Here is a 25462-nt window from a genome sequence, read left to right on the forward strand (position 1 = left end):
TGTTTCCATCGGACCAGATTCCCTTACTGTTCTGATTTTGGTTTCTATTGCATTACATATATTAGTGAATGGGGTACCAACCTCGATAGCCATTTTGTATGCATTTTCAAAGAGATCAACATTTTCCTTGGTCACTACTCCGCATTCCGGTGTAGAGAGCTTTTCAAAAACCTTTAACCAGGGCAGATATACATCACCGTATACTTTACACCAAACCTCATATACACTAGAGCACTCAAATATATAACACAACATATCGGTCAGCCTATGCTTCAATTCTTCTTGACTATTATATAAATTGCCCACATTGTTACACATCCAGTCTGATATGTTTATAATCTTGCTGATATCAGGGTTAAGGATGTAGGTAAACCCTAGAAATTTTGGCACTTGACAGAAAAGATTTTTCAGGCTGTAAAAGAATAAAGTGGGAATATCCACGTATTCATAACAACAGATGTTAAAAGCGCTAGTATACATGTGGTTACCAGAACAAAACCAATTTGCGTTTTTGTAGTCTTTAATAAAACGCAAGCTATTGTCACGACAAATTTTACAGAAATTATGCCAAGTTATATAATTACCCTTACAATCAACCCAGGATTCGTCTCTTACAGCTTTTAACCAATCTTGCCAATGGTCAGCACTCAAAGAATTAAACACTGACATGGCCATAAACAACAATACACATTTTCTACTATTATTACCCATGTCGTTGACTATGATAGGATTATATTTTTTACAACATTTTAATAAATTATTTAATGCTGGTGGGCGGCACAGGACTCGAACCTGCGACCTACTGGGTGTAAACCAGGCGCTCTAACCAACTGAGCTAGCCGCCCCTAACCATATGATTCAAACCTACGCGATTATAAAACAAGAATAACTAGGCGAATAATATTGGTACCTGACCGGGGACTCGAACCCCGAACCAATTGATTAAGAGTCAACTGCTCTGCCAATTGAGCTAGTCAGGCATCCATAATGCCGGTAGTACTAATTTCACCAGGCAACTTGACAAGACTTTTCTTAGTTACATAATTAGGTTAATGTTATTTTATTATGTTTCATTTAGCTAAAACCAATGTCTCTTTGGCCCTATTGCTGCATCTATATGTTGCATCACAACTAAATGCAAATCCTAAGGCCGTTGTTCTTAAAAACAAAAAACAAGAAAAATCCTACGCTCATGAAGCCTACAAATTGGATGAAAAATATGATTCGCTATTTTCGTTTGATCATCCTAAGCCGTTAGAAATCATCACAACACATAACAACGATGATCGCCAATACCAAACCCCAGGCATGCTTGGGCTTGGCGTTCTCGGTGAAAAAGATAGCGGCGGATTTACTATAATAAACATATCATCGGAAGCAGACAACAGCACTAAATACAACGTCGAAGCGATCAAACCCGATGATCCAAATGCCATTATAAATCGCTCATACAGTGACAAAGATCCCAACCACTATCATCCATAAATCATCGAGACCTGGAAAGTTGGAACCCATTGCGCCTAATTTTGGTTGCCTTTTCCAATGACCTAATTAGGTTCCTGCCAATGTTGAAAGCTGGTATAGTGGGGTTACCGAATGTGGGTAAAAGTACCCTATTCAATGCATTAACTCGTTCCAGAAAAGCATCTGCAGAAAACTATCCTTTTTGTACCATAGAGCCGAACCTGGGCATTGTAGAATTACCAGACGATAGACTAGCCAAACTCGCCCAAATAGTAAAAACAAACAAAATTGTCCCAGCAACGGTGGAATTTGTGGATATAGCCGGACTGGTAGCAGGGGCAAGCCAGGGCGAAGGACTTGGCAACAAATTCCTAGCAAACATCCGCGAAGTTGACGCCATTGTCCATCTGGTGAGATGTTTTGAAGACACTGATATTGTGCATCATATGGGTAAGATTAACCCGCTGCGAGACATAGAAGTAATAAATACCGAGCTGATCCTGGCCGATCTCCAGTCCATAGATAACCAAATACAAAAAAATACCAAAAAAGCAAAAAGTGGAGACAAAGATGCTCAAAATTCAATCGAACTACTCCGGGACCTACATAACCATCTAAACGATGGAAATATGGCCAATAGTTTTTCGGTTAAAAAAGAAGATGAGCCCAGGCTGAAATCATTTAATCTGCTTACAAATAAACCAATGATATATGCCGGAAATGTTTCCGAAAATGGACTTACAGATTCCAGTTGCCAAAAACACATCTCGGCGATCGAACAATATGTTTCTGGCCAAACCCAAGCCAAAAGCTGCCTGATCTGTGCCCAACTGGAGTCAGATCTCCTGGATTTCTCACCGATGGATGCAGCCAACTATTTAAATGACCTGGCCATGAAAGATACAGGTGTATCAGCCCTGATAAGGTTAACCTATGATTTGCTTGGTCTAGCTTCGTACTTTACAGCCGGAGAACCCGAAGTACATGCCTGGACATTCAAAAAAGGCATGAAAGCCCCTCAATGTGCTGGAATCATACATGGAGACTTCGAAAAAGGATTCATAAAAGCGGAAGTTGTTAGCTACGATGATCTGATCGCCAGTGGTAGCTACGCCGCCGCAAAGGAATATGGTAAATACAGGCTTGAAGGCAAGGACTATGAATTTTGTGACGGCGATGTCGCAATCTTCAGGTTCAATGTATGATGAAGATTCTATTCGAAGACCCTAAAACACCGGTGGATCTGCTAGTCATAGCCGGCGAACATTCAGGCGATGAACATGCAGCCAGCATTGTGTCAAAGATATTGAAAAAAAACAACCATATCAATGTCTATGCCATCGGTGGTACTAAACTACAGGAATCTGGAGCTAAATTATTATTCAATCTAACAGAATTTTCAGTGGTCGGATTACTGGAAGTAACGAAACATATCCTGATATTTCGTAAGCTATTACAGGTGACCGTCGACTGGATCAAAAAAAATAAACCAAAAGTCCTGTGCCTGGTCGATTACCCTGGGTTTAACCTGAGGTTAGCCAGTATATTATATAAAAAAAAATTAAGCCGTAAAGCTGGAGGTGATTTATTCATATATTACTACATCGGACCACAAATCTGGGCCTGGAAAGCAAAACGTCGATTTATGATGGCCAAGACCATCGATTCTCTGGGTGTAATTTTTCCATTCGAGGTTGACTGTTACAGCGACACAGACCTGGATGTGCATTTTGTTGGACACCCATTTTTAGAAGATGGCTATAATCTTGGAATCAAATTTTGTCCATCGGCACCTATGTTGTTATTGCCTGGCAGTAGAATTGCCGCCGTAAAACGCATTTTCCCAATAATATTAAATCTATTCAAATCTGCCACGGCTCAAAATACAAAGGCAATTGTCCTATATCCTAACGAAACAATTCTGCAAATCCTGTGCAAACACATCGTAAATCATCACCTAGAATCCAGAATAAGCCTTGTGTCAGCCGGCACTGATATCGTAGTTAGTTCAGCTATAATGAGTTCTGGCACAATGTCACTGAAATGTGCTCTGGCAGGGCTACCCGGCATAATAGTATATAAATCCAACCCTATTACATATTTTGTAGGACGTAGACTGGTAAAAATAAAATACCTTGGCATAGCCAATATATTGCTCAACGAAGATGCCATCCCAGAATTTATCCAAAGCCGTTTTGCCGATGCAATACCCTATGTATCCAGATTATGCAACGAATCAACCATCGAACATGCCAAAATTAATAGCCTAAAAATAAGAAAATTACTCTGTAAAACCTCAAATAGCATGGCGGAAGACAAAGTTATTGAGAAAATATTTTAATTAAGTAATGTCAATAAATAACACAAAAATTGGACCATAAATTATTTTTTTGTTAATAATTTGTTAATATTGCTTGCATTAATTATAATTCTAAAGATAATTATATAAAGTTTGTTATTGGAATTTAGAGATGGGGAAAAATTTTACTAAAAAAGAATTATCCGACAGTCTACACACTGGGTTTGGATTAGCACAAAGACAGGCCAAGAAAATTGTTCACTCGATTTTTGAATTGTTAGCTGGTGCATTAAAAGCTAAGCGTAATGTTGAAATTCGTGATTTTGGTGTATTTCAACTAGCCATCAGGAAACGTCGCGTTGGAAGAAATCCAAATAAACCGGAAAAAGATGTGATGATACCAGAACGTGTAATCGTCAAGTTCAAATGTGGCAAAGAGTTACGTGAGCACGTAGAAAAAATACCGCCTTCGCATATAAAAAATAAAAAATAAAAACCTGCCCCCTGGTCTTGGATATCTATCGCGTAGGCATCCACAAAGTTATATTTGCGACTGAATCTGTTGCTGTAATCAAAATTTTCTAGGATCAAATGCAATCTGTCTTGTAACTCCGATAGATAATTACATAGGTAATGTCACAGAGCTATGACATTGGATTCTCAACAAAAAACAAACAATCCTGCGGTAGATCAGGAAAAATCAGGTCTATTTTCTTCAATTATATGCTGTAAAGATAGACACATTGAGCTGGTAATTACGCTATTATCTTTTATCGGAGAAACCAGCCTATCGCTAATAAAATTACTAAGATTTCAGCTAAAACTACGTAAAAACGATTTCCAGCAGTTGATTCAACATACCGGTGTCGACGCACTCCCCATTGTGGTGTTGATAAGTTTCCTGGTAGGGCTCATCATATCCTTTATCAGTATCATACAACTAAGAGCCTTTGGTGCAAGCATATACGTAGCCGATCTCGTCGGCCTAGCTATGACCAGAGAAATGGGTTGTTTGATGGTCGGCGTCATAATGTCTGGCAGAACCGGCGCAGCGTTTGCTGCAACCCTAGGGAGCATGAATGTAAACGAAGAACTCGATGCATTAAAAACCTTTGGTATTTCCGTCATAGATTTTCTAGTGACACCAAGGATTATAGCAATAACACTTATGATGCCATTTCTATGTATATTTGCCGATTTTTTTGGTATAATTGGTGGCCTGGCCGCTGCGCTGCCATCCATGGATGTAACCATAACGCAATATATCATACAAACCCAGAACTCTGTATCTGTGCATGACATATTTGTTGGCATAGTAAAATGCAGTGTTTTTGGAATAATAATCTCTGCCACCGGATGTTTTCATGGCATCAACTGTGATCGGGATGCGTCATCGGTGGGAGTTGCAGCCACATCCGCGGTGGTATCTAGCATAACATTGATCATAATCGCCGACGCCATATTTGCCGTATTGCTTTCCATGTTTGGCATATAAAAGAATGCTAGGATTTATCAACCCAAAGATAACTTTTCTTAACCACAAGCGGTTCTCCGGTTTCGGAGTATATCACAATTTTCCAAGCGGTTAAATTATTACGAATACTACAATCGTCTGAAATTTTGAAATATATTTCATTCAATCGTTCATCAAACTCACGATTAATATCCGAACTATATACTTCCTCATTCTTATCTTCCGAAGCAAATAAACATCTTATCTCTATCCATGCTCCCGGCGGCAAATTTTTGACCTTCGCGTCCAAGCCAATCACGAAATATAGGCCACCCTTATCACAATCCTTTGGCAAAACACACAAATGATCATTGTACTTTGATTTCGTGAAAATATCACTAAATCTAACAAAATCGCCCTTACTCTTTTCTTTTATTAAAACATATTTGATTTTTGCATTATTGCAGACAAGCGTCTCACGATAACTGCAGGAACACATCAAAGCTGATAATGCAACAATTATAATTTTTTTTAGCATCATTCGCAATTGTATATACTTCGACCAAAAAGACAATTCTATGTTTAGGCCCTGCAATTTATATTTTAAAAATTGCCTTAGGCTTACGGTTTGATACTTAGTTTACCATGCAAAATCTAAATGCTTTTGGGCGTGCAGCCTACGTGGAAACCAAAAAGGAATCTGATGCTAATCCATTTCTTACAATACCGACCATTGAGGATGAAAAAAGTGTCCTATTGCTTAAGAAAAGTAATTTTTGTTATATGATGCTTAATAAATTTCCGTATAATGCTGGCCATTTACTCATTATGCCATTTAGAGAAGTCAATCGACTTGATTTGCTATCGGCTGAAGAACGTACAGATATCATCGAAATGGTAACGCTAGGCCAGGTAATTTTACAAAAAGCTCTGGCTCCAGATGGGTTTAATATAGGGTTCAATCTTGGTGCTGCTGCCGGAGCCGGCATTCCACAACATCTTCATTGCCATGTGGTTCCTCGATGGATCGGTGACACGAACTTTATGACTATCCTGGGAGAAACAAGAATTATCAATCAATCCCCGGAAGAAATGTGGTCAAGATTAAAAAAATTCATATAATAACACTGTTATGGGAAAATATATAATAGCTGGCAATTGGAAAATGAATAAGTCCAAAGCCGAAAGTGAGTCACTATGCAACAGCATTTCTAAATCGATACCTGACCTTGCCAACACCGAAGTGATTGTATGTCCACCATTCACATCGCTGGACATTGCAGCTTCAATTCTGCAAAAAAAAATACATCTAGGTGCCCAGAACCTATACCCTCAACCATCCGGTGCATTCACTGGAGAAATCTCTCCATCAATGATTTATGACATGGGAGCCAGATATGTTATCCTCGGCCATAGTGAGCGACGTGCCATTTTCAATGAATCGAATCAGTTTATCAATGCAAAAATAATTGCTGCCCTCGAACATAATCTGACACCGATAATTTGCGTTGGGGAAACAGAAAAAGAAAGGGAAACCAATATTACAACCGAAATAATATCTTCCCAAATAGAAGAAGGCCTTCAGGGCATCCATGACCCAAATATTATCCTGGCCTACGAACCGGTCTGGGCCATTGGCACTGGCAAAACGGCTACACCAAAGATAGCCCAGGAAGTCCACTCGCTAATCCGGAAGCTTTTGATAGAAAAATTCGGTCCTTCGGGGAAAATAATCAAAATTCTATACGGTGGATCGATGAAACCTGAAAATGCCAGAGATCTTCTGTTAGAAGATGATATAGACGGTGGATTGATCGGTGGAGCTTCGCTAAAAGCTGAGACATTCATCGAGCTTATAAAGATCGCTGATGCCATTTAATTAAGAATCAGCCATATGCGACTTGAAAATTTATCCATAACATCAACCTTGTTCATGGTATATCATGCACAGGTTACTTGACAGTATAACTTCGCCATCTGAACTAAAGTCGTTAAATACTAAACAATTAGGTCAGCTTGCCTTTGAGATAAGGGAAAAAATATTAGAAACCACAAAAAAAAATGGAGGACACCTGGCATCGAATCTTGGAGTGGTAGAATTAACCATAGCACTCCATAAAGTATTCGATTCTCCAAAAGATCAAATAGTCTTCGATGTATCCCATCAATGCTACGCCCATAAGCTACTAACCGGCAGAAACGATGATAATTTTCTTAAAATAAGGCAAAGCCATGGCTATTCAGGGTTCTGCTCTAGGGCTGAAAGTGACCATGACATATTCACCTGTGGCCATTCAGGAACGGCTCTTTCTTCAGCCATTGGCCTAGCCGTTGCAAAAAAAATAAACAACGACAATAGCCATGTTATAGCTGTCCTGGGCGATGCATCCCTGACCAATGGAATAACTTTGGAAGGGCTTAATAATATTTCTCTAGCAGCCGGAACAATCATTGTTGTGCTCAATGATAACGGCTATGCCATAACAGAAAACGTCGGAGCCATCGCCAATTACCTAAATGGTATGATGCGCAGTCGATGCTACCTAAAGCTAAAAAGCCTAATAAAATCCCTATTCAGAGCGTTCCCAGGCGGAGATTCAATGGTATGCTGGTTTGCCAAAATGAAGAGGATGATCAAAGGTCTGATAATACCATCAACACTGTTTGAACACTACGGGCTGAAGTATCTCGGACCCGTAGACGGCCATAGCATTCCCGATATCATAGAAAATCTGGAGTTTTGTAAAGACGCTAAGGCTCCTATACTGCTACATGTAAAGACGCAAAAGGGCCGTGGGCTGCAACAGGCCATCGATAATCCCAGAGATTTTCATGGTCTATCGCCGGCCGGCTCGGCCATATCTAGCCCTAAACATAAACACAAACATGAAACCTCCTATCAAGAAATTTTTGGACTAGCGGCTATCAAATTGGCAGAAAATAACAAAAACATTGTGGCCATCACAGCCGCCATGTCCACCGGCACGTCACTGGACAAGTTCAAGGATAAATTTCCGGACAGGTTTTTTGATGTTGGGATAGCCGAGGAACACGCGATTACCTTCTCGGCTGGACTATCCAGAAATGGCCTATTCCCAATCTGTGCCATATACTCAACATTCCTACAAAGGTCGCTGGACAATATCATCCATGACATCGCGCTGCAAAACCTTCCGATCCTATGTTGCATAGACCGAGCAGGCCCCAGTCCAACCGATGGACCAACCCACCATGGATTATTCGATATTTCCTACTTAAAATTCATACCAGGTATTGTACTGATGCAGCCAAAAGACGGCAACGAATTGATACAAATGATGTTTTCGGCCATTAAATGGAACAAACCTTGCTTTATACGCTATCCAAAGGCCGAACTGGATGCCTTCGAGATAAATTGGCACCCAGATGCTATGGATTTCGGCACAGCAGAGGTAATCAGACGCGGAACTGACGTTTGCCTAATATCACTTGGCAGTATGTACAATATGGCATTGGCCATACATGAAAATCTTCGCCGATCGAATATCTCCTGTACCATCGTCAATGCGAGATTTGCAAACCCCATCGACGAGACATTAATTCTCGAGATGGCCAGGAAACATTCTCTGATCCTGACCCTTGAAGATCATGCAGTAAAAGATGGCTTCGGTTCATCCATTGCCGAACTTCTACACATAAAAGGAATACACACGGCCATAAAGATCTTCGGCTGGCCAAGCAAATTCCTGGACCATGCCACGTCGATAGAATCACTGGCTAGTAAATATTCAATTAGTTCCGACGCCATAGCCAATGAGGTGAAAAAATTTCTATCGACTAAATAGTTATGTTATTGACACCAAGGAACTAATAACAGGCACCCTTGTTATAATTATTTTCATTGGCAAATTCATAAAAATTAATATGCTTAGGTTGTTAGTTTCGGGTAAATGACTAAAGTATCAAAAGAACAGGTTAAGGCCATGGATATAAAAGATGAAAATATAAAAGAAGTCTTTTTCATAGACGCCGAAGTCGATGAACTTAAAAATTCAATAAAATGGCATCTAAATTGCACATTGGCCAGAGATCCATCATCGGCCACAAAAAATGACTGGTGGTTGGCTTCATGCTACGCCCTGAGAGATAAAATCTTGGATAGATTTATAAAAACCCAGGCAGTTCATCATAAAGCCAATACAAAGAGATTATATTATCTGTCGCTGGAATATTTGACCGGGCAATTATTTACCAATAACTTACATAATACCGGAACCTTCGAAAAAATGTCAGCTGCCCTCAAAGAACTAGGCCAGGACATAGAGGAAATTTCTAAAGAAGGCCCAGATCCCGGCCTGGGTAATGGTGGTCTTGGTAGATTGGCAGCCTGCTTTCTTGACTCTCTTGCCACACTAAATTATCCGGCAATAGGCTATGGTATCCATTACGAGTTCGGTCTATTTAAACAGGAAATAATAAACGGCCAGCAGGTGGAACGGCCAGATAGCTGGATGTCTTCAGGAGCCAATCCTTGGCAGATAGCACGACCAGAAAATGCCCAAAGAGTAAAGCTATATGGTCGAATAGAAAGCCACTTTAACGAAAAAGGCGATTGGACACCGCTATGGGTCGATACCCGTGATATCATTGGAATTCCCTGGGACATTCCGGTGGTTGGCTATGGTGCCGAAACAATAAATTTCCTGAGACTTTGGGAATCGAAAGCCACCAAAGATTTCAACTTCGATGAATTCAATCGAGGAGATTACATCGACGCGGTCCATGACAAAGCTGTGGGCGAAACAATCTCCAAGGTGTTGTATCCAAACGATTCCACTGAACAAGGCAAAGAACTGAGGCTGGTTCAACAATACTTTTTCGTCTCCTGCTCCATCAAGGATATCCTCCGCCGCTATAAAAATGCCCACAGCGGCTGGAAAAACTTCACAGGTACAACCGCCATACAACTAAATGATACACATCCCGCTGTGGCTGTACTAGAACTGATGCGTTTACTGGTGGATGAAGAATCCATCAGCTGGGATAAGGCCTGGCAAATGTGCCAATCTGTTTTTGGCTATACCAACCATACCCTGCTACCAGAAGCATTGGAGACCTGGAGTGTCGGACTATTCAAAAATGTTCTGCCAAGGCATTACCAAATAGTCTGTGAAATAAACAAAAGGTTTTTGGACGGTGATGTCCAAAAAACCTGGCCCAACGATGATCAAAAGAAACGGGACCTGTCCATAATATCCTCTGGAGACAACCCGGTTATACGGATGGCCTATCTATCGGTGGTCGCCTGTCATTCGGTAAATGGTGTGGCAGCTATGCATAGTGATTTGCTTAAGTCACAGCTATTCAAAGATTTTTACCAGATGTATCCGGATAAATTTAACAACAAAACCAATGGCATAACCCCAAGGCGCTGGCTGAAGCTGTGTAACCCTGAACTTTCAGCTCTAATAGATTCCAAAATCGGCCAAAACTGGACCACAAACCTAGATAAATTGCAACTTTTAGAACTATTTGCCGACGACACGGAATTCCAAAATGAATTTTTAAAGATAAAGCACAATAACAAGGTTAAATTGGCAAAAATAATCCAAGAAAAATGCGGCATTACGGTTAGCCCAAAAGCCATATTTGATGTGCAAATAAAAAGATTACATGAATACAAACGCCAACATTTGAACCTATTACATATCATCACCCTCTATCATAGGCTTTTACATAACCAAATAGATATACATCCGACGGTGTTTATTTTTGCGGCCAAGGCAGCTCCTGGCTACAGGATAGCCAAGACCATAATTCATGCCATAAATGTCGTTGGTAAATTTATAAACAATTGCACTGCAATAAATGACAAAATAAAAGTTGCCTTTATTCCGAATTACTGTGTCAGTCTAGCGGAAAAAATAATACCCGCAGCGGATGTCTCTGAGCAGATTTCCACGGCTGGTAAGGAAGCATCCGGCACTGGCAATATGAAGCTAGCCTTGAACGGTGCCTGTACCCTAGGAACCCTCGATGGTGCAAATGTGGAAATAAAGGAAGAAGTCGGTGACGAAAATATTTTCATTTTTGGGAAAACCGAAGCTGAAATCGCTAGTCTTCAGCACCAGGGCTACAATCCCTGGGATTATTACCATTCCAACGGTGAACTAAGAGCAATTCTCGACTGGATGAGGTCGGATTTTTTCCGAACCGAAGATGGATCAAATCCGGTAAAAGAGCTGGCCGAAAACCTGTTAACCCATGGCGACCCGTTCTTCGTCTTTGCCGACTACGAGGATTATTGCAAAACTCAGAAATTAATAAACGAAACGTATACCCATAGGAAAATTTGGGCTAAAATGGCAATTTATAATACGGCAAAAGTTGGCAAGTTCTCAAGCGATAGGACGATACGTGAATATGCCGACGAAATATGGAAACTTTCTCCACTGAAAATAGGAAAATGATTTGTTAGCAAACAGGGATTCAGATAAAAAACAGTGAATATGTTAAATAACAGATAAAAATTGGATAACTAAAATGATTATTTCGAAGATTATGCGTATCGCTTATCTGGTTGTTGACCGACTGGAAGTATTTGTGACCGACACAGCGAGTAAAATATTAAAAAAATTATTATCAGCAGCTAAATCTACGATACAGCTAATTAGTAAGCTGGCAACACAGATACAAACCACCCTATTATCCATCGTAAAATCTATAACAAAATCAATGCTACCTAGAATAAAAAGCGCCTCAATTAAGTTATCAAACAATACCAGGTCATTTGTTACTTCTTCTACCCAGCGCTTTCGTGGATTATTTCATAAATGCCTATCAGCAACCACAAAATTATTATCAAATATCACGAGAACATTATTCAAATCAATAGCATCCGCCGTCTATTTTTTTATTAATTCGATTGTAAATTTATTGTCAAAATTTTTTATCACCTGCAGGAAATTACTACGCTATAGTACAATAAAAAAGATCTTGAGCATCAAAATAAACACAAAACCTTTCACCGATGCCATAAAAAATATTACATTGAAACCACTAAGATCCATAGCAACTGTGGTGACCAAGCTGTATTACGCACTGAGATCTATACCTCTATCGTGCTATCATGGGATAAGAAAGATCTTGAGCATTAAAATAAACACAAAACCATTCACCAATGCCATAAAAAATATTACCATATTCGCTGTTAGCTCCGCCTGTATTATTCTTACCGTAGGATTGGTCAAAGAATATCGTCAACCCATAGCAAAAATTCTGGCATCAACTCAAGGTAATGCTAATCCACCAAAAAATGAATATGATCTGAGTAAAGATCAGAAAATTTACGTAGCCAATAGCCTCATTACACCAAAAAGGAAAGCCAAGCATCTATTCAGGGATCCTGTGGAGATCAAACAAAGAACCGTTACCGAAGCAATACTTGCTCTAAAAATAGACAGTATTCAACGTACTGCCAACAATAAAGGAAATATACAAATTGGCAATAAATTCTACTCTATCGGGGCAATAATCAATGATCATCCTAGATTGAAATTAGCCAAAATAACCACTAATAATGTGAAATTTTCGGACAAATATGGCTATATATATAAGCGAAGAATCGACGATTTGATCGAATAAATGGAGGCGCGGGTCGGAATCGAACCGACGAATAAAGGTTTTGCAGACCTCTGCCTTACCACTTGGCTACCGCGCCAGACATACCGCTGATTCCGAGGCAATTTACTTTCAAAAATTTTTCAAGCTGTTTTTAGATTCAACAAAAATCTTCCGTTTTAAAAAATTATTACACAATTCTATTTTACGGTTCTAATCATTAATTGTGACAAATAGGGAAAGTGGATTTGCATTGGTATTGGTGGTTAGCACCATAACGCTTATAACTGGTTTGCTTATTGCCTTCTCTACCATATCTAGCTTGCAAAAAACGAAGATAGATAACCTGGTGCTTATAGAAAATGCAAAATACCAGGCCAGGCTACATGCATTAGCCGCTCTAAATGAAGCAATAGCTCGGCTAAATTATCTGGCCGCCCAGGATAAAGTGGTCACAGCCAGAGCTAACATAATAAATCACGCCAGCAATGATAAAGCCTTTTGGATTGGTGTATGGCGCGTGGATAAATGCAATGATACCGATACCACTGCTTCCGACAAAAAAGAGTTTCTTGGTTGGCTCGTATCCCAAAATGGAAGAGAAAATTTTTCTGCCAACGATGATATAAATTCAGTAACATCATCCATTGACAGCAGCTATGTCAAATTGATCGATGACAGGTATGTGTCAAATGCTGAAGAGCATGTGTATGCACAAAAGGTCGACCTGAAGAACTCGGTTAATAAGGTTATTGGCCATCATGCCTACTGGATTGATGATGAAAGTCTCAAGGCCCAGTGTAATCTGCCAGATGATAGATATGCGGACTTTCCCGATGCGTATTTTCTTAAAAGATCCTGTCCACAACGAAATGGCCTAGAAATGTTAACCCATGGACCCATAAATCTAGAAAACAATGTAAATGTGCCCAACACACTCCATTATTCCGATTTAATATTAAATAATGATTTTGGCCCGGACGAAAAAACATGGCTAGCTGGGCATTTTCATGACCTGGCCTGTTGCTCAAGAGGCCTACTCACAGACACACGAAACGGTGGGTTTCGTAAAAATCTGACCTGGTATTTCGAATCGTCCAATGATTCATCGGTAATAGGTGACACAGGATTTGTATTTCCTTCGCCAACGAATTTGCCTGAACCACCAACTACCTGGGATTATGTTAAAAGCTTCTATAGGCTAAAATACAATTACGACAATGGGGCCATGGTAGCCAAACCGACCTACCCTCTTTATCATCCACAAACCTGGGTATCCTATGATGATTGTTCACTCAATGAATCAACCATAACCGGCGCCAATGCCAATGACCTGGGAATACCAACCCAGCATGGAATATTCCCCATTTGGACAGATTTTAAAATCGTAATGCTAAGCCGTTACTACAGTGGTGCCCCTGATAGTCATCTTCATATATCCAATCATTTCTATGATTCCATTAGAATGCAGCCGGTCTTTGTTAACCGTAACCCCTATACAAGAAATATAAACGGACATAGCTACTCGCTGATCTATGCGGCTCCATACATTTCAACCAATCCGTCACACCAACAGGTCCCAACTTTCAATGTGGAGACATATTATCAAGGCAACAGCATGACGCAGGGAAACTCCACCATAACAGATATTCCATTAAAAAACGACTACTCCAACTATATAGATAATCACGAAAATGGCTCCGTTGGCGCACCGATTATAAGAAATGGCTATCGATGGCCATTGTTTGACTGTAAATATAATAACCTAGATTTTCCAAATAATTCCAAACAATTCATTTCTCTTTCCGGATCGGAACCGTACATTAAAGCACCAGCTGGTAAACCTCTGACCAGGAAGATAGACAATATCATATCCAGTCCATCGATACTGGAAAACTATGGCATGAATGATATAAGAAAATATCAGAACCAGAATTCTCAAAATAAAGCTGAAACCAGTACTATTTCACTGGATATAGCCTCATGGCAAAACCTATGCCTGAGTCTCCTGGATAACACCACTGGCCTGGTCATGCAGGAAATAGATAACATAAATTTAATAACCAATAACATAACCACGTCCCTAAGCCGAAACATACAGGAAGGCCAAGTTGATTTGCTATGGGTTATGAGTTGCTATGCCAATGATGGGAGAATTGAATTTAACGGTAGAGGCAATGGACTTAGATGGCTAGCAAATGCCAATCCAAGAGCTCCAATAATTGGCAAGAGTGCCTATCAGGACAAAATGACATTTATACCACCCGGAGAAGCCATATTCCATACGAATTGGAACTGGCCAGCTGAGTTCCTAGACAAAACGAACCTTCAAACAGAAACCATAGCCCTGGATAACAATGTAAGGTTTCCGGTGCTTTTTGATCTTCCTCATCCGACCTATGGCTTTCTAAATCTTGGATTCCTCCAACATATGAACACAGGTCTCTTTGGTTATCACCCGGCCTATGGCTTTGGCAATTCATACCAAAACCCGCTCATTCCACGTGAAAAGTTCTTCCAGTCCAACGCTCAACAGAAAACGGATTGGCCGTCCCATTACAGAGTTGAGTTACTATATGACTATTCCTATTGTCTTAACCGTGCCCTATGGGACTCGTGTTTCATGACAGGCTTACACAACAAACACATCCTTAACAAGAGACTTAGGTCCTACAGCGATGCGTCGATTGACGAGCTAGACTCCATCGATGCCGCAAAAAAAATGTATATCAACGGAGCATTTAATATCAATAGCACATCCCGGGAAGCCTGGATTGCTGTCCTGGGCAGTACACTGGGGCTAGGAGAACCAGACAAAGCATCCTATTACCGTTGTCTGAGTACCGAATCCGGCATTGGTGAAGTAAAATTGGATAAAAACCAGCTGGGATTATTGGCCACAAAAATAGTCGAACAAATAAAAGTCCGTGGGCCCTTCGGTAGCATCGGCGAATTTGTAAACAGAACTTTGATAGATAAAAGCAACGATGATACAACCCAGGCTGTATCCAACAAACAACTCGGGCTGTCCGGTGTCCTGCAACGGGCTATCGATGACAATTACGTATTTTCTAACGAAGGAATTGGCAACGACAGTTCCAGCTTAAACACAGGGTTTTCTCGGGTGGTCAAATCCCAGAGAAAGCTTAGCTGGTACGACGATGCGGCCGCCAGTGGACAAATCGACGCCTGTGCACCTGGATACCTGACCCAGGCTGACCTGTTACAATCCCTAGGTTCCATACTGGCTGCCCGCGGAGATAGTTTTTCCATCCATAGCTATGGCGACAGCATCGATCAAAACGGCAACCTGTTAGCCAAAACTAAATGCGAAGCGATTGTCCAACGACTTCCTGACCCAAACGATATCAACCATAGGGTTTTTAGGATATTGGCAATTAAATGGGTAGATCTATGACAAGGTTATGGACTCCAGGTGTTTATTTCATTTATTGCCAGTCCTCTAACATATTTACTAGAGATTTCATTGGCAAACATCATGCAATTTTCATCGGTCTCTCCGGCTAACATGGCCAGTGAAAATCCTGCATTAAACACATCTCCACCACCGGTACTGGTTATCGGATTATCAACCCTGAATCCATCGACGAAGCTGACACCGGTGGCATCCCAGCAGGCACTACATCCAATTCCGTGGATAACAATTTTATTTATTCCACTGCAACCACCTATAATTTTTGCTGCCTCTGTCATATCGGCCCTCGACTCGCCCATACTAAACTCATCGAACAGATTACATATCTGCTGGGCCTCTTTCACATTCAAACTAAGCACCGTCGTGCCATATTTTCCAAATCCAGCGATTTGTTCCACAGCAAGTTTTTTATCCCGCTGACTTCTCTTCTCTGGATCCGCCAGATCGAAAAAATAAAACCTGGGCTTATTGCCAAGATTCGGCACTATCTCTTCCTGTAAAGAATTCATAATATCATCCATCGCTGGGATCATCGTCCAGTTCACCATTGCCACGAGGTCAGCAGATTCAACCATTTCAACAAGAACCTCCTGCCCAACCTCATCTATAATTCTTTGGAATGTCACGCTGTCCAAGGGACTGGTTATTCCAAACAGGATTTTACCATCATTAAATTCAACGGCTGTGGTTTCGCCTGGTTCACCGATCGACAGAGCCCTGGTTTTTTGAGAAAATTTTCTAAATATATTCTCATCATGTTTACCTATGGGACCTATGAATCCGGTGTTAACACCGAGGTCAGCCAGAGCATTAGCCATCAATACCGCATTGCCACCAATTCTGATTTCCTTGACGAAAAACTCTATATTTGTGCTGCGTCCAGAGGCCAAAGCGATGCGATCGGCAAACTCAGCTATGGTCTCTATTTTTTCGTAATTTTTGCCCAGACCATCACGGCGACCTACGGCTTCGACAATTTTATCCAGGAAGCCATCAAATCCAACCACACAGTTAAACCTGTTAGCACTCTTCAAAATATTACACCTATCCATATGAGCTTCATATACCTAGGATAACACATTTCCGTTGTATGAACAACATAAAATATCTAGACAGATTACAAAATTTTTATAGTCATCAATGGCATGGCTGAGGTTGGTGTGATATTCCCTGGCCAAGGATCTCAATTCATTGGCATGGGAAAGTCTATGTATGACAATGATCCCATTGCAAAGGAGTATTTCGAGAAAGCTAATACTATTCTAGGATATGATTTAACCGATCTATGCTTCCATGGACCAATGGAGACCTTGACCGAGAGCAAATTCTGCCAACCGGCGCTTTTTGTTCATCAATACATATCCTACCTGTTGCTCAAAGCCCAGGGGATCATCCGTCGGCCAGAGGTGGTATTTGGTCTTAGCCTAGGAGAACTTACGGCCTTGGCCGTGGCCGAAGTATATTCTTTCGAAACCGGGCTTAGGATTGTGGAAAAGCGTGGCCTATTTATGCAGGAAGCCTGCGAAGAAACCCATGGCAAAATGGCAGCAATTCTTGGAGGCCAAAAAGACGATGTGGAAAAACTATGCCAAATGGCAGGCGTTGAGCTGGCCAACTTCAATGCACCGGATCAAATAGTAATCTCCGGGGATGCTAAAAAAGTAGATAAGGCCATAGAAATTGCTAAAGACATGAATCTATCGAAGGTTATTGAACTGGCAGTTGCCGGCGCATTCCACAGTAAATTGATGACATCAGCAAAAATAAAATTCATAAAATTCATCGCTGATATACAATTCAACAAGCCACAAATCCGTGTGATAACAAATGTCACAGGTCAATTCTTAGATGATCCGGATGAAATAAAATCCACCCTAGGAGAGCAGATAGTGTCACCGGTGCTATGGGTGAATTGCATGAAAACAGCAGTGGCTTTGGGCATTTCAACGTTTTACCAGTGCGGAGCTGGAAAAAGTCTTATCAATCTTGCCAAGCGAATCGACAAAAGTATAGTTGTAAATCCTATTGGTGAATTTTCTGATTTTTCTGACATTATCACCTGATTAGGTATTTATTGTGACAACTCAATTCATAGTTTTATTACTGCTAAATTGCTTTCTACTACTTTTGGGTCATAGGCTCGTGCAGATTGGTGTCACTTCGATTGCCATACACATGCATCTATCCCGAGTCCTGATGGATATTCTGCTAACACCACTTACCATGGCACTACCAATCGTATCCCTAGCCCTAATCGGTAAACTGTACATAGATTGGATTGCCAACGAGTTTATCATCTCCTGTGTCAACGGAATCAATTTGATAAACATATCCTTTAGTCTTGGGTTCCCGGCAATGATATTTGGGAAAATTACCATACGTTCCAGGTTAGAAATTTTAGGAATATACGTTGTGACCATAGCAACGACAATAATGTATTTTACTGGATATATAATACCAATCACATCCCATTACGGGATTATGTATATATTATCATACCTAATTTTTATCTGTATGATTATCCGCACTTCTAAAAAATTTCACCTTGATAGCTACGATAATCATATAGATGGAAAACCTGTCGATGGCCTTGTCGCCGTTCTATGTACTATTTCTGGCACAGCTATAATTCTTTTAGCAGCTAGTTATATAATCCCATTGGTACATTTATTGGCATCTGAATCTAAAATTGCTGTATCGTTTATTGGATTTACATTACTTTCTCATATCCTGTGTATACCAACTATTATACCCATACTATTGTCCACATTAAAAGGGAAAAACGAAGTATCCATACGGGCAGCAATATATACAAGTGCGTGCAATGTATTGTTAGTCTATGGAATACAATTCGCAATTAATCAAAAAATTAATATATCAAAGCAATTGTACATGTCTGAAATGTCAGGCATGCTAATAATTTCATTGATCGGGGCATTTTTATCAAAGAACAACAATGTATCACGCAAAGGAAGTATAACGCTATTTTTAATATACCTGATCTTCATATGTGGTAATATCGCCGCACGCATCTAGCCAGGTATTGGTTTCTTATATCTATGTTCTTTTTCGACCAATTCAAAAAATATAGAGCATCCATCCAGGTTTAGCTCATTACGTAGACCGTTTTCCAGATATTTTTTGTAGTTATCTGACAGCCTTGAAGACTGGTTGCAAAATATCCTGAATCGGTATGGCAGAATTCCTGTCTGAACACAGTAGTAAACCTTAAACCTTCTGCCGGTCATAACCTGTGGCTGGTTGGCAACCATCAATTTTGAGATCATACGATTCAAAAATCCTGTCGATATATTTCTCGTTGCCCTTGCTTGGAGTATCAGGCATTCTTCAAGTATACTAGCCGTATTATATCCTGTTTTAGCCGAAACAAATATCACCTTTGATCCGGGTATAGCATGCAGCTCCGAGCCAATGGCTTTCTCAAATTTTGCTGTGAAATCATATAGGTCATCGTAGCCATCAATGCCATTATTTTTTGTTTTTGAAAAGCTATCCTGGGCCAAATCCCACTTATTGACCACAGGTATCAAAAGTTTACCAAGTTCTACCACCTGATGAGCCAATTTTTTGTCGTTTTTCGTGATGCCCTTTAGCGCATCTATCACCAGAAAAACCACATCGGATTCCTTTATTGATTTTTCAGTCCTGATCGATGAAAAATATTCCACCGGCGAATTAATCTTGCGGTTATCTCTTAGGCCAGCCGTGTCGAGCAATCTGAACTTCCCAGAGCCACTGTCTGAGTTGAAATCCATATCACAATACACCGAATCCCTCGTGGTTCCGGGAACATCGCTTACAATCATCCTCTTCTCGCCAAGCAATGCATTTACTATCGATGACTTGCCCACATTTGGGCCGCCGACAAAACATATCCTAGTCCTATTATCCTGCTCTTCTTTAGATTGGAAGGTAAAATCGGCCGTAGTATTTTCCACAATGGCAGATAATTCTTCTTCACCAAACCCATGCTCCGCGGAAACTGGGATAGGATCACCAAGGCCTAGATCATAAAACACATCTGCTAAATAGACATTGGCACTACGATCTATTTTATTTGCAATGACAAGGACTTTTTTCCCAGAAACACGCAGCTTTTCAGCGATTTCCCTGTCCAGTGGCAGGCAACCATCCAATGCATCCACAACAAAAAAAATCATATCGGCCAAGCTAATCGCCAGTTGTACCTGATTCTCGATTGAAGAAATCATCGGATCACTGGCATTGCTATCCGAGAAACATACACCGCCGGTATCCATCAACAGAATCCCATTAGCAATCTCATCGGTAATGATATCACGGGTCACACCTGGTTGATCGTGGACTATTGAGGTTCTTTTCTTGGTAAGCCTATTAAACAGCCTACTTTTCCCTACGTTTGGGCGACCAACAATGGCTATGGTAAAACATGGATTCATCGGCAAAGTAAATAACTATATAAACCAGCCTCTAACAAGCCAAAAGTTAAAAATCCTCTGGCATCCGGTTCGTAAACTCCTCGACAAATTTGGTTGTAACCTTACCTTCCCGGAAGTTTGGATCTAACATAACAGCCTGGGAAAAGGGAATCGTCGTATGCACTCCCTTAATAATATACTCTTTCAATGCCCTATACATTCTATCTATGGCCACGGTCCTGGTTGAGCCACTGGTAATCAATTTCGCAATCATGCTATCATAATACGGTGGAATGTCATATCCACCATACAGATGGCTGTCAACTCTGACACCATGGCCACCGGGTGAGTAGTAAAGCGATATGTTTCCAGGACATGGAGCAAAATTCCTTGACGGATCCTCGGCATTGATACGGCATTCTATGGCATGCCTATTGAACTTGATATTTTTTTGATCCAGTTTTAAATGTTCACCGGCAGCAATGGCTATCTGATTTTTTACCAAATCTATACCAGTAGCTTCCTCGGTAACCGCATGCTCCACCTGGATGCGTGTATTCATCTCCATGAAATAAAAATTTCCCTGTTTATCCACAAGAAATTCCACGGTACCAACATTTTCGTAGCCACACATCTTGGCCAGCTTAATTGCAGCCTCGCCCATTTTTCTACGAATATCTTCTGTTAGGAACAAAGATGGTGCTTCCTCTATCAGCTTTTGATACCGACGTTGGATGGAGCAATCCCTTTCGCCAAGATGCAGAATTTTGCCATGCTTATCAGCCATAATCTGTATCTCTATATGCCTTGGTTCCTCTATGTATTTTTCCACATACACAGATCCGTCTCCAAAGTTTTTTTCTGCTTCGGCTCGGGCTAGGTTAAATTCCTTTTGAAAAGATAAGGCATTATGGACCAATCTCATACCTTTTCCACCTCCGCCGGCTGCAGCCTTTACAATTACCGGAAACCCTATCTTCTGAGCCACTTCCAGGGCTTCCTTATCGCTATTGATAATAGATTCACTACCGGGAACAATCGGAACTTTTGCCCGGACAGCTAATTCCTTTGCCAGTGCTTTATTGCCCATCTGTCTTATAACATCAGGATTTGGCCCGATGAAATTGATCTTACAATCGCGACATTGTTCGGCAAAAACAGCATTTTCAGCAAGAAATCCGTAGCCTGGATGAATGGCATCCACATTCCCAATTTCCGCCGCACTGATTATCCTATCATGCCTAAGATAACTGTCTGTTGGAGATGCACCTCCTATACATATAGCCTCATCAGATAATTGCACATGTAACGACTGCTCATCGACTTCTGAATAAACAGCCAGAGTTTTTATCCCCAGTTCATGACAGGCCCGAATTACCCTTAATGCAATCTCACCACGATTTGCTATCAAGATCTTCTCAAACATATTTAGCTATTCAGCTCAATGGCAAACAATGCTTGGCCGAACTCAACAGACTGGCCATTATCTACAAAAATCTCATGTACAGTCCCAGAAACATCCGACTGGATTTCATTCATAATTTTCATGGCTTCCAGGATACATAGGACTGACTCTTTTTCTACCCTAGAGCCAATGGTTACAAACGGTGCACTCTCCGGTGATGAGGCACTATAGAAGGTTCCGACCATCGGCGATTTCACAATATGAAGATTTTTCTCTTCAACTACCACATTATCTTTATCTGCAACCCTATGCCTGGTACCCTGGCTATGGTCCTTCGAACATATACGTTCGATCGATACCAAATCACCTCTATCTTCCAAATAATGCCACTTTCTTAGCCTAATCCTTGAATCACCCTTTTGAATCTCTATCTCGGAAAAATTAGAGTTCTCCATTAATTTTATTAGCTCTCGTATTTCGTTTGTGTCCAAATAACCCTCCTATTTACAATGAGAACTACAAGATTGTAACCAAAAATCAACATAAATAAAGATCAAATTGCTTTTAATTTTTACTAAAACAAACTAATGGTGTAGCTCTTCCGATTTTAATTTACAATGGTCCGATAATCATTGTGTTCTCAACAGCATTGCGGGTATGGTATAGCGGTAACACGTGAGCTTCCCAAGCTTGAGTCGAGGGTTCGATCCCCTCTGCCCGCACCACTCACGGCATGTCCCCGGTAACTTCACCAGATATTGGATTGACATTTAATATTGCGTCTTTGGCGGCTCCGGAACATTTTAAATAAAATTCTTGCAGGATGCCATTCTTTCCTATTTTTACTGTTTTAATTTTGTCTTGTGTAGATTTTAATCTGAAGCCAAAATTATTGTAACCCCTTTTATCGATTATTTCCACTTTTTCCACTTCTTCATTATCCAAATACATCTTTTTTAAAATGTATCCGTATTCATTCGTTGGATTGTCATCATTGCCCGTTATCATCAATCGTTCACCAATTACAAAACAGACATCTGGAATTGGCTGTTGATACTTTTTTACCAGATCCTTTCTTATAGCACCCAATACGTTACTACTATCATCACTTACAACAGGTTTAGAATTTACAATCACTTCTTTCACAAATTTATAATCATTGGTTTTATTTTTTGTATTTACAATTATAAGGTACATATCTTTTTTATCTTTCCTGGCGATATATTTACCGATCCTAACTGCCTTTTGAAGTGCCTCCTTGGGGCCAAATTTCTTTTCATCTATCTTTCTAAACCCCAGGGCAGACATTCCGGCAAACAAAGCCATCAGAGCAATGACTATCAATATCTCAATTAGAGAAAAAGCTGACTTGTTTTTTGTTGAATTCATAGCTTAACTTTTAAAATAAAATTAAAATATCATATATTTCTTATAACATCCATGTTCGTCGAATGCGACGACTGTAATATTTGTTTCATCAGGGACATAAATGTATCCCTGGCTTTCTGTGCATTTTTTACACCACTACCTGCCGAATCTGCTAGATTATCGATAAGTTTTATCATGGCATCCTTTTCTTTTACATCTGCTTTTAGCTCATTTTCCTTTTTACCGAAGATGGCCTGGGCAACCTTCATTCCGGTACCTACGAGACTTCCGGCTATACCTCCATAGGTATCCCGTGCAGAATTTATCGTATCATAATCTGACTTTGTGTAAGGTTTTACTTCCACCTTGGCCTGGGGCATATTCTGAATTTCCTGGGTAGTTTGGGTATGAGAAATTCCGTAATCCTTCTGATGTTTTGGGGCAGCGAGCTTTGCAGCAACTGCACCCACAGCCATGGTGGTCGCTGTGGTAGCTAGTCCTGTCCAGGCCTGCATCATCAATTTATTGTAAGCCATCTGCGCCTGCTTCATCATCATCTCGTTCCTCTCATTAGAAAACTTAAGACTGATTCGACTAAGCTCAAGCTGATTTTCACGTTCTATGGTTCTTTGATCGGTGGTTGCAACTATCATGAGGACCATTATCTTACACATCATTGTACCCAGTGAACTCATACTGTTTATATTTTCGGTATCCATGGTCCCTAGGCCGGTAATCAGCTCATTGATCATGTTCGATCTCTTGGGACTGGATGCCATGGATGGTGCTTCGATGGAAATCCTGAGGCTGGTGTCGTTGTTAATGTCGGTTAGCCATTTCAAATCAAATATTCGGCCATCGACAATAAGAGTTTCTGTCAGTTTATTCAATGTGGGTGCATCCATACCCGCCGAGTTATCACCAGACACACGCTTCAATCCAGAAGTGTTAGAATTTTTCAATGGTTCTACACCTCCCTCATTGCCTATTCCAGCCATACACGTATTTTATAAATTAATCGGTCTAAGACAATCAAAACATTATTCTGGGCAATAAATATGGATTAGGATCAATCAGACCGAAATGCATGGTCTAGCGAGGCAACTACCTAGCTATAATTTCCATTCAATAAAAAGACTTATGGAAGACCAAGGTCGCTTTGATATAAGAGATGGCTGGGCCTAGTTCCAGGACCAGTGGCTGGCATTTGTTGATGATTATTCCTTTTTTATTGCCATTAGGGTGATATTTTGGTAAAATACACTACTGTGTGGGGGTTTTATAAAGTCAGAGCCATGACCCTGATGGAAATCCTGGTTGCTATTGCCCTGGTAGCTGTATTAGCTACGGTAAGCATCAATAATTTTATTGGTGTTCTCAACAAAAGCAAGGAGAACCTGGCAAAATCCTTTCTTAAAGGCCACATGCGGTCCACCATAATTAGAGAATGGAGATTTAATGAATCAAAGTTTGTCAACGGAGAGGTCATCGATGAAAAGTCTCTCAAAAACCAAAAAGCAGATAATAGTGCCGTTAGAATCGCAGCCAGTTTTGCCGAATATCCAAAGGATCCCTGGGGTAATCCATTGAAAATTACCTGTGACAGCAGTAAGAATACCGTACTTGTCGAGCCGAACCTAGATGCAAATAAAAAGAATAGTCCATGCATCAGTGGCAAATATAAATTTACTGCCGATGGTAGGGTAAGTCTCGAAATAGAAGAAAAAAATATCAAAAATAAAGGGCCTTAATTAACTAAAGATAAAAATTTTTTCGTTTTTTCTTGCCAGAATGCAATTTACAGCCTAATTCCTTTGGCAAATGAAAGTTAAAGGAGTGAAAAATCTATGGCTGTAGTATTAAGAAATAGGAATCAGGCTATGACTATGATGGAAATATTGATCGTTATCGCCTTGATAGCCGTGTTGGCTGCATTGGGGATCACCAATCTTGGCGGCATTCTCGGCAGAAGCAAAGAGAGTCTGGCCAAATCCTTCCTGGATGGCCCAATGCTGGCCGC

At 40.5% G+C, this 25462-nt stretch carries 23 protein-coding genes and 4 tRNA genes; 16 read left to right on the forward strand and 11 right to left on the reverse strand.

Going from position 1 to position 25462, the window contains the following annotated elements:
* From LBB20_02430 to LBB20_02440, 3 genes are all read right to left on the reverse strand, one after another.
* A partial coding sequence (locus tag LBB20_02430) for a hypothetical protein (GenBank protein ID MDR2735674.1) occupies positions 1-711 on the reverse strand: 711 nt, incomplete at its 3' end.
* Positions 712-768: 57 nt separating this feature from the next.
* A tRNA-Val gene (locus LBB20_02435) sits at positions 769-845 on the reverse strand.
* A 59-nt stretch (positions 846-904) separates the two neighbouring features.
* Positions 905-980, reverse strand: a tRNA-Lys gene (locus LBB20_02440).
* Positions 981-1065: 85 nt separating this feature from the next.
* Between LBB20_02440 and LBB20_02445 the strand changes: the two genes are divergently transcribed.
* The 5 genes from LBB20_02445 (at position 1066) to LBB20_02465 (ending at position 5258) form a co-directional block, all read left to right on the forward strand.
* Entirely contained in the window at positions 1066-1485 is a 420-nt protein-coding gene (locus tag LBB20_02445) for a hypothetical protein (GenBank protein MDR2735675.1), read from the forward strand.
* Between the two features lie 80 nt (positions 1486-1565).
* The gene (ychF, locus tag LBB20_02450; protein ID MDR2735676.1) at positions 1566-2669 is read left to right on the forward strand and encodes a redox-regulated ATPase YchF; all 1104 of its coding nucleotides are present in this window, start codon (positions 1566-1568) and stop codon (positions 2667-2669) included.
* Entirely contained in the window at positions 2666-3805 is a 1140-nt protein-coding gene (locus LBB20_02455) for a lipid-A-disaccharide synthase (protein ID MDR2735677.1), read from the forward strand. The genes ychF and LBB20_02455 overlap by 4 nt, the downstream gene beginning before the upstream one ends.
* Positions 3806-3935: 130 nt before the next feature.
* Positions 3936-4256 (forward strand): integration host factor subunit beta, encoded by a 321-nt coding sequence (locus LBB20_02460; GenBank protein ID MDR2735678.1) that lies wholly within the window; start codon positions 3936-3938, stop codon positions 4254-4256.
* 153 nt (positions 4257-4409) lie between these two features.
* Positions 4410-5258, forward strand: a complete 849-nt coding sequence (locus LBB20_02465) for an ABC transporter permease (GenBank protein MDR2735679.1) — start codon at positions 4410-4412, stop codon at positions 5256-5258.
* A 7-nt stretch (positions 5259-5265) separates the two neighbouring features.
* Here LBB20_02465 and LBB20_02470 read toward each other — a convergent pair whose 3' ends face one another.
* Positions 5266-5715 (reverse strand): hypothetical protein, encoded by a 450-nt coding sequence (locus tag LBB20_02470; GenBank protein ID MDR2735680.1) that lies wholly within the window; start codon positions 5713-5715, stop codon positions 5266-5268.
* Between the two features lie 146 nt (positions 5716-5861).
* Between LBB20_02470 and LBB20_02475 the strand changes: the two genes are divergently transcribed.
* The 5 genes from LBB20_02475 to LBB20_02495 all read left to right on the forward strand — a co-directional run bounded on the left by LBB20_02475 (position 5862) and on the right by LBB20_02495 (position 12839).
* On the forward strand, positions 5862-6338 hold the full coding sequence (locus LBB20_02475) for an HIT domain-containing protein (GenBank protein ID MDR2735681.1): 477 nt from the start codon (positions 5862-5864) through the stop codon (positions 6336-6338).
* Positions 6339-6348: 10 nt separating this feature from the next.
* On the forward strand, positions 6349-7095 hold the full coding sequence (gene tpiA / locus LBB20_02480) for a triose-phosphate isomerase (protein ID MDR2735682.1): 747 nt from the start codon (positions 6349-6351) through the stop codon (positions 7093-7095).
* Positions 7096-7159: 64 nt separating this feature from the next.
* Positions 7160-9040 (forward strand): 1-deoxy-D-xylulose-5-phosphate synthase, encoded by a 1881-nt coding sequence (gene dxs / locus LBB20_02485; GenBank protein MDR2735683.1) that lies wholly within the window; start codon positions 7160-7162, stop codon positions 9038-9040.
* Positions 9041-9145: 105 nt separating this feature from the next.
* A complete protein-coding gene (locus LBB20_02490) occupies positions 9146-11665 on the forward strand; it encodes a glycogen/starch/alpha-glucan phosphorylase (protein ID MDR2735684.1) in 2520 nt (839 codons plus the stop codon).
* 91 nt (positions 11666-11756) lie between these two features.
* Complete coding sequence (locus LBB20_02495; protein MDR2735685.1) at positions 11757-12839, forward strand: hypothetical protein; 1083 nt, start codon at positions 11757-11759, stop codon at positions 12837-12839.
* A gap of 1 nt (position 12840) precedes the next feature.
* Here LBB20_02495 and LBB20_02500 read toward each other — a convergent pair.
* Positions 12841-12915 (reverse strand) — tRNA-Cys (locus LBB20_02500).
* A 126-nt stretch (positions 12916-13041) separates the two neighbouring features.
* Here LBB20_02500 and LBB20_02505 point away from each other — a divergent pair.
* The gene (locus LBB20_02505; protein MDR2735686.1) at positions 13042-16233 is read left to right on the forward strand and encodes a hypothetical protein; all 3192 of its coding nucleotides are present in this window, start codon (positions 13042-13044) and stop codon (positions 16231-16233) included.
* A gap of 5 nt (positions 16234-16238) precedes the next feature.
* On the opposite strand, the gene LBB20_02510 is transcribed toward LBB20_02505, so the two are convergent.
* The gene (locus LBB20_02510) at positions 16239-17303 is read right to left on the reverse strand and encodes a carbohydrate kinase family protein (protein ID MDR2735687.1); all 1065 of its coding nucleotides are present in this window, start codon (positions 17301-17303) and stop codon (positions 16239-16241) included.
* A 93-nt stretch (positions 17304-17396) separates the two neighbouring features.
* Between LBB20_02510 and fabD the strand changes: the two genes are divergently transcribed.
* Both fabD and LBB20_02520 read left to right on the forward strand, forming a co-directional pair.
* On the forward strand, positions 17397-18314 hold the full coding sequence (fabD, locus tag LBB20_02515) for an ACP S-malonyltransferase (GenBank protein ID MDR2735688.1): 918 nt from the start codon (positions 17397-17399) through the stop codon (positions 18312-18314).
* A 13-nt stretch (positions 18315-18327) separates the two neighbouring features.
* Positions 18328-19287: a hypothetical protein gene (locus LBB20_02520; GenBank protein ID MDR2735689.1), complete on the forward strand. Its 960-nt coding sequence runs from the start codon at positions 18328-18330 to the stop codon at positions 19285-19287.
* Here the strand turns inward: LBB20_02520 and der are convergent.
* Genes der through accB form a run of 3 tightly spaced genes read right to left on the reverse strand, consistent with a single transcriptional unit; the run spans position 19284 to position 22565 of the window.
* Positions 19284-20690: a ribosome biogenesis GTPase Der gene (der, locus tag LBB20_02525; protein ID MDR2735690.1), complete on the reverse strand. Its 1407-nt coding sequence runs from the start codon at positions 20688-20690 to the stop codon at positions 19284-19286. The two genes, LBB20_02520 and der, sit on opposite strands and share 4 nt — an antisense overlap.
* Positions 20691-20736: 46 nt before the next feature.
* Complete coding sequence (accC, locus tag LBB20_02530; GenBank protein MDR2735691.1) at positions 20737-22095, reverse strand: acetyl-CoA carboxylase biotin carboxylase subunit; 1359 nt, start codon at positions 22093-22095, stop codon at positions 20737-20739.
* 2 nt (positions 22096-22097) lie between these two features.
* On the reverse strand, positions 22098-22565 hold the full coding sequence (gene accB, locus LBB20_02535; protein MDR2735692.1) for an acetyl-CoA carboxylase biotin carboxyl carrier protein: 468 nt from the start codon (positions 22563-22565) through the stop codon (positions 22098-22100).
* 160 nt (positions 22566-22725) lie between these two features.
* Here accB and LBB20_02540 point away from each other — a divergent pair.
* A tRNA-Gly gene (locus LBB20_02540) sits at positions 22726-22799 on the forward strand.
* Between the two features lies 1 nt (position 22800).
* On the opposite strand, the gene LBB20_02545 is transcribed toward LBB20_02540, so the two are convergent.
* Together LBB20_02545 and LBB20_02550 are read right to left on the reverse strand one after the other, a co-directional pair.
* Entirely contained in the window at positions 22801-23463 is a 663-nt protein-coding gene (locus LBB20_02545) for a type II secretion system GspH family protein (protein MDR2735693.1), read from the reverse strand.
* A 29-nt stretch (positions 23464-23492) separates the two neighbouring features.
* The gene (locus LBB20_02550; protein MDR2735694.1) at positions 23493-24440 is read right to left on the reverse strand and encodes a hypothetical protein; all 948 of its coding nucleotides are present in this window, start codon (positions 24438-24440) and stop codon (positions 23493-23495) included.
* Between the two features lie 270 nt (positions 24441-24710).
* Here LBB20_02550 and LBB20_02555 point away from each other — a divergent pair, with 270 nt between their 5' ends.
* On the forward strand, positions 24711-25193 hold the full coding sequence (locus tag LBB20_02555) for a type II secretion system GspH family protein (GenBank protein ID MDR2735695.1): 483 nt from the start codon (positions 24711-24713) through the stop codon (positions 25191-25193).
* A 96-nt stretch (positions 25194-25289) separates the two neighbouring features.
* The coding region (locus LBB20_02560) for a type II secretion system GspH family protein (protein MDR2735696.1) at positions 25290-25462 on the forward strand (173 nt) is incomplete at its 3' end.

The sequence above is a fragment of the Puniceicoccales bacterium genome, assembly GCA_031283585.1.
In the GTDB taxonomy this organism is placed as follows: Bacteria; Verrucomicrobiota; Verrucomicrobiia; order Opitutales; family LL51; genus JAIRTH01.